General features: G+C 54.0%; 2 tRNA genes and 2 rRNA genes. All 4 read right to left on the reverse strand.

The window, feature by feature from the left end:
* Window positions 1–108: 108 nt before the first annotated feature.
* The 4 genes from AB3X86_RS37635 to AB3X86_RS37650 all read right to left on the reverse strand — a co-directional run bounded on the left by AB3X86_RS37635 (window position 109) and on the right by AB3X86_RS37650 (window position 5,102).
* Window positions 109–2,988, reverse strand: a 23S ribosomal RNA gene (locus AB3X86_RS37635).
* Window positions 2,989–3,295: 307 nt separating this feature from the next.
* Window positions 3,296–3,371: transfer RNA gene (locus AB3X86_RS37640), tRNA-Ala, on the reverse strand.
* A gap of 47 nt (window positions 3,372–3,418) precedes the next feature.
* Window positions 3,419–3,495, reverse strand: a tRNA-Ile gene (locus tag AB3X86_RS37645).
* A gap of 74 nt (window positions 3,496–3,569) precedes the next feature.
* A 16S ribosomal RNA gene (locus AB3X86_RS37650) occupies window positions 3,570–5,102 on the reverse strand.
* The 16S and 23S rRNA genes sit together here with 2 tRNA genes alongside, the layout of an rRNA operon.
* Window positions 5,103–5,337 lie beyond the last annotated feature (235 nt).

Here is a 5,337-nt window from a genome sequence, read left to right on the forward strand (position 1 = left end):
GTTGTTGCTGGCACAACACCGATCTCAAACTGCATGTCTTCATCCCCTTCGGGGATCGGACACCCGTAAGCGCTAAAGCGCTAACGGTTGTCGAGACACACCTGTTATAGGATCAAGCCTTACGGGCAATTAGTATCAGTTAGCTCAGTACATTACTGTACGTGCACACCTGACCTATCAACGTCCTGGTCTTGAACGACCCTTCAAGGGGCTCGAAGCCCCGGGGATATCTCATCTTAAGGCGAGTTTCCCGCTTAGATGCTTTCAGCGGTTATCTCTTCCGAACATAGCTACCCGGCGATGCCACTGGCGTGACAACCGGTACACCAGAGGTTCGTCCACTCCGGTCCTCTCGTACTAGGAGCAGCCCCCTTCAAATATCCAGCGCCCACGGCAGATAGGGACCAAACTGTCTCACGACGTTTTAAACCCAGCTCACGTACCTCTTTAAATGGCGAACAGCCATACCCTTGGGACCGGCTACAGCCCCAGGATGAGATGAGCCGACATCGAGGTGCCAAACACCGCCGTCGATATGAACTCTTGGGCGGTATCAGCCTGTTATCCCCAGAGTACCTTTTATCCGTTGAGCGATGGCCCTTCCATACAGAACCACCGGATCACTATGACCTGCTTTCGCACCTGTTCGACTTGTCAGTCTCACAGTCAAGCACGCTTATGCCATTGCACTATCAGCACGATTTCCGACCGTACCTAGCGTACCTTCGTACTCCTCCGTTACACTTTGGGAGGAGACCGCCCCAGTCAAACTGCCTACCATGCACTGTCCCCGATCCGGATCACGGACCAAGGTTAGAACCTCAAACAGATCAGGGTGGTATTTCAAGGACGGCTCCACGCAAACTGGCGTTCACGCTTCACAGCCTCCCACCTATCCTACACAGACCGGTTCAAAGTCCAATGCAAAGCTACAGTAAAGGTTCATGGGGTCTTTCCGTCTAGCCGCGGGGAGATTGCATCATCACAAACACTTCAACTTCGCTGAGTCTCGGGAGGAGACAGTGTGGCCATCGTTACGCCATTCGTGCAGGTCGGAACTTACCCGACAAGGAATTTCGCTACCTTAGGACCGTTATAGTTACGGCCGCCGTTTACCGGGACTTCAATCAGGAGCTTGCACCCCATCATTTAATCTTCCGGCACCGGGCAGGCGTCACACCCTATACGTCCACTTTCGTGTTTGCAGAGTGCTGTGTTTTTATTAAACAGTCGCAGCCACCAGTTTATTGCAACCCCTTCACCCTCCTGGCGCAGGCCAGTCAAGCTACCGGGGCGTACCTTATCCCGAAGTTACGGTACCAATTTGCCGAGTTCCTTCTCCCGAGTTCTCTCAAGCGCCTTAGAATACTCATCTCGCCCACCTGTGTCGGTTTGCGGTACGGTCACTGTGAAACTGAAGCTTAGAGGCTTTTCCTGGAACCCCTTCCAGTTGCTTCGCTTCCGAAGAAGCTCGCGCCACACCCTTGAATTACGCGCCCGGATTTGCCAAAGCGCCTTCTCCAATGCAGCGACCGGGACTTCCAACACCCGGACAACCTTCCGCGATCCGTCCCCCCATCGCATTTCACAATGGTGCAGAAATATTAATCTGCTTCCCATCAGCTACGCATTTCTGCCTCGCCTTAGGGGCCGACTCACCCTACGCCGATGAACGTTGCGTAGGAAACCTTGGGCTTACGGCGAGGGGGCCTTTCACCCCCTTTATCGCTACTCATGTCAGCATTCGCACTTCCGATACCTCCAGCACACTTTCCAGTGCACCTTCGCAGGCTTACGGAACGCTCTCCTACCATGCACATAAATGTGCATCCGCAGCTTCGGTATATGGCTTAGCCCCGTTACATCTTCCGCGCAGGACGACTCGATCAGTGAGCTATTACGCTTTCTTTAAAGGGTGGCTGCTTCTAAGCCAACCTCCTGACTGTTTTAGCCTTCCCACTTCGTTTCCCACTTAGCCATATTTGGGGACCTTAGCTGGCGGTCTGGGTTGTTTCCCTCTTGACACCGGACGTTAGCACCCGATGTCTGTCTCCCGTGATTGCACTCTTCGGTATTCGGAGTTTGCTATGGCGTAGTAATCCGCAATGGACCCCACAACCATGACAGTGCTCTACCCCCGAAGGTGATACACGAGGCACTACCTAAATAGTTTTCGGAGAGAACCAGCTATTTCCAGGTTTGTTTAGCCTTTCACCCCTATCCACAGCTCATCCCCTAACTTTTCAACGTTAGTGGGTTCGGTCCTCCAGCACGTGTTACCGTGCCTTCAACCTGGCCATGGATAGATCACCTGGTTTCGGGTCTACACCCAGCGACTGGACGCCCTGTTCGGACTCGCTTTCGCTACGCCTGCCCTAATCGGTTAAGCTCGCCACTGAATGTAAGTCGCTGACCCATTATACAAAAGGTACGCCGTCACCCCTTGCGAGGCTCCGACTGTTTGTATGCATGCGGTTTCAGGATCTGTTTCACTCCCCTCCCGGGGTTCTTTTCGCCTTTCCCTCACGGTACTGGTTCACTATCGGTCGATCACGAGTATTTAGCCTTGGAGGATGGTCCCCCCATCTTCAGACAGGATTTCACGTGTCCCGCCCTACTTCTCGTACACCCAGTTCTTTCCCGCTGTTTTCGTCTACAGGGCTATCACCTGCTATGGCCGCACTTTCCAGAGCGTTCGACTAACAATGAGAATAAAGAGTACAGGCTCATCCCATTTCGCTCGCCACTACTTTGGGAATCTCGGTTGATTTCTTTTCCTGCGGTTACTTAGATGTTTCAGTTCACCGCGTTCGCTTCACGTAGCCTATGGATTCAGCTACGGATACTCCATTAGGAGTGGGTTTCCCCATTCGGACATCTCCGGATCAAAGCTCGTTTGCCAGCTCCCCGGAGCTTTTCGCAGGCTACCGCGTCCTTCATCGCCTGTGATCGCCAAGGCATCCACCACATGCACTTGTTCGCTTGACCCTATAACGGGTGTGTCTCAATGATTGCTCACCGCAGATCACATGCCGCTACAGGTTGAGTATTCGTGTTGCGCCGTATTCCAAAGGCAATCTCTCGATTCCCTTAAAATACATCGATACAATCACAACCCTGATTCACCTACTCGCATACCCATCTCCAGGTATGCTTTCGTGAATCTCTTTACTACTTCTTCCTGATTGTTAAAGAACGACAGCCGATATAAAGCCTGTGCCTCATACCGCGCTGACTGGCTCAATCGCCAATGCGCAACGCTCTGCCTGCAGGCAGAACCCTGCGCATTGAGGATTGGTGGAGGATGACGGGATCGAACCGACGACCCCCTGCTTGCAAAGCAGGTGCTCTCCCAGCTGAGCTAATCCCCCGGTCATACCCGACTCAAGGGTGTCCCAGTCAGCACCACAGACAAAGATGGTGGGTCTGGATGGATTCGAACCATCGACCCCCGCCTTATCAAGACGGTGCTCTAACCGACTGAGCTACAGACCCCTGAGTCTGTCTGCGTTGCTTCTCTAAACCACAGCCGATAAGCGTGAGCACTTGCGCAGCAATGCAAGCTCTGGAAAGGAGGTGATCCAGCCGCACCTTCCGATACGGCTACCTTGTTACGACTTCACCCCAGTCATGAATCCTACCGTGGTGACCGTCCTCCTTGCGGTTAGACTAGCCACTTCTGGTAAAACCCACTCCCATGGTGTGACGGGCGGTGTGTACAAGACCCGGGAACGTATTCACCGCGGCATGCTGATCCGCGATTACTAGCGATTCCAGCTTCACGCACTCGAGTTGCAGAGTGCGATCCGGACTACGATCGGTTTTCTGGGATTGGCTCCACCTCGCGGCTTGGCAACCCTCTGTTCCGACCATTGTATGACGTGTGAAGCCCTACCCATAAGGGCCATGAGGACTTGACGTCATCCCCACCTTCCTCCGGTTTGTCACCGGCAGTCTCCCTGGAGTGCTCTTGCGTAGCAACTAGGGACAAGGGTTGCGCTCGTTGCGGGACTTAACCCAACATCTCACGACACGAGCTGACGACAGCCATGCAGCACCTGTGTGATGGCTCCCTTTCGGGCACTCCCGGCTCTCACCAGGATTCCATCCATGTCAAGGGTAGGTAAGGTTTTTCGCGTTGCATCGAATTAATCCACATCATCCACCGCTTGTGCGGGTCCCCGTCAATTCCTTTGAGTTTTAATCTTGCGACCGTACTCCCCAGGCGGTCAACTTCACGCGTTAGCTACGTTACCAAGCCAATGAAGGCCCGACAACCAGTTGACATCGTTTAGGGCGTGGACTACCAGGGTATCTAATCCTGTTTGCTCCCCACGCTTTCGTGCATGAGCGTCAGTATTGGCCCAGGGGGCTGCCTTCGCCATCGGTGTTCCTCCACATCTCTACGCATTTCACTGCTACACGTGGAATTCCACCCCCCTCTGCCATACTCCAGCGCTGCAGTCACCAATGCAGTTCCCAGGTTAAGCCCGGGGATTTCACATCGGTCTTACAGCACCGCCTGCGCACGCTTTACGCCCAGTAATTCCGATTAACGCTCGCACCCTACGTATTACCGCGGCTGCTGGCACGTAGTTAGCCGGTGCTTATTCTTCCGGTACCGTCATCCCCCCGGGGTATTAACCCAGAGGTTTTCTTTCCGGACAAAAGTGCTTTACAACCCGAAGGCCTTCTTCACACACGCGGCATTGCTGGATCAGGCTTGCGCCCATTGTCCAAAATTCCCCACTGCTGCCTCCCGTAGGAGTCTGGGCCGTGTCTCAGTCCCAGTGTGGCTGGTCGTCCTCTCAGACCAGCTACAGATCGTCGGCTTGGTAGGCCTTTACCCCACCAACTACCTAATCTGCCATCGGCCGCCCCTTGAGCGCGAGGTCCCGAAAGATCCCCCGCTTTCCTCCACAGAGCGTATGCGGTATTAATCCGGCTTTCGCCGGGCTATCCCCCACTCCAGGACACGTTCCGATGTATTACTCACCCGTTCGCCACTCGCCACCCGACCGAAGTCCGTGCTGCCGTTCGACTTGCATGTGTAAGGCATGCCGCCAGCGTTCAATCTGAGCCAGGATCAAACTCTTCAGTTCAAACCTGTTACTGTTTTCGGTTCCGCAGTTTCCTGCTGACGAACCGGTCGCTCACTCAACGTACTGACGATGATCAATCCGTCTTTCGACAGATAAACCTTCCTCTAATACTGTGTGAGGCTTCTGATACTTTTGCCTTGCAGCAGATCCATACGGATCCGCCGCCGCATTCCGCATCAAGCGCCCACACTTATCGGCTGTTAGTTTTTAAAGATCGATCCGCCCAACCCGCAGC

Origin of the sequence: Paraburkholderia sp. BR14374, from assembly GCF_040948685.1 — a bacterium.
GTDB lineage: Bacteria > Pseudomonadota > Gammaproteobacteria > Burkholderiales > Burkholderiaceae > Paraburkholderia > Paraburkholderia youngii.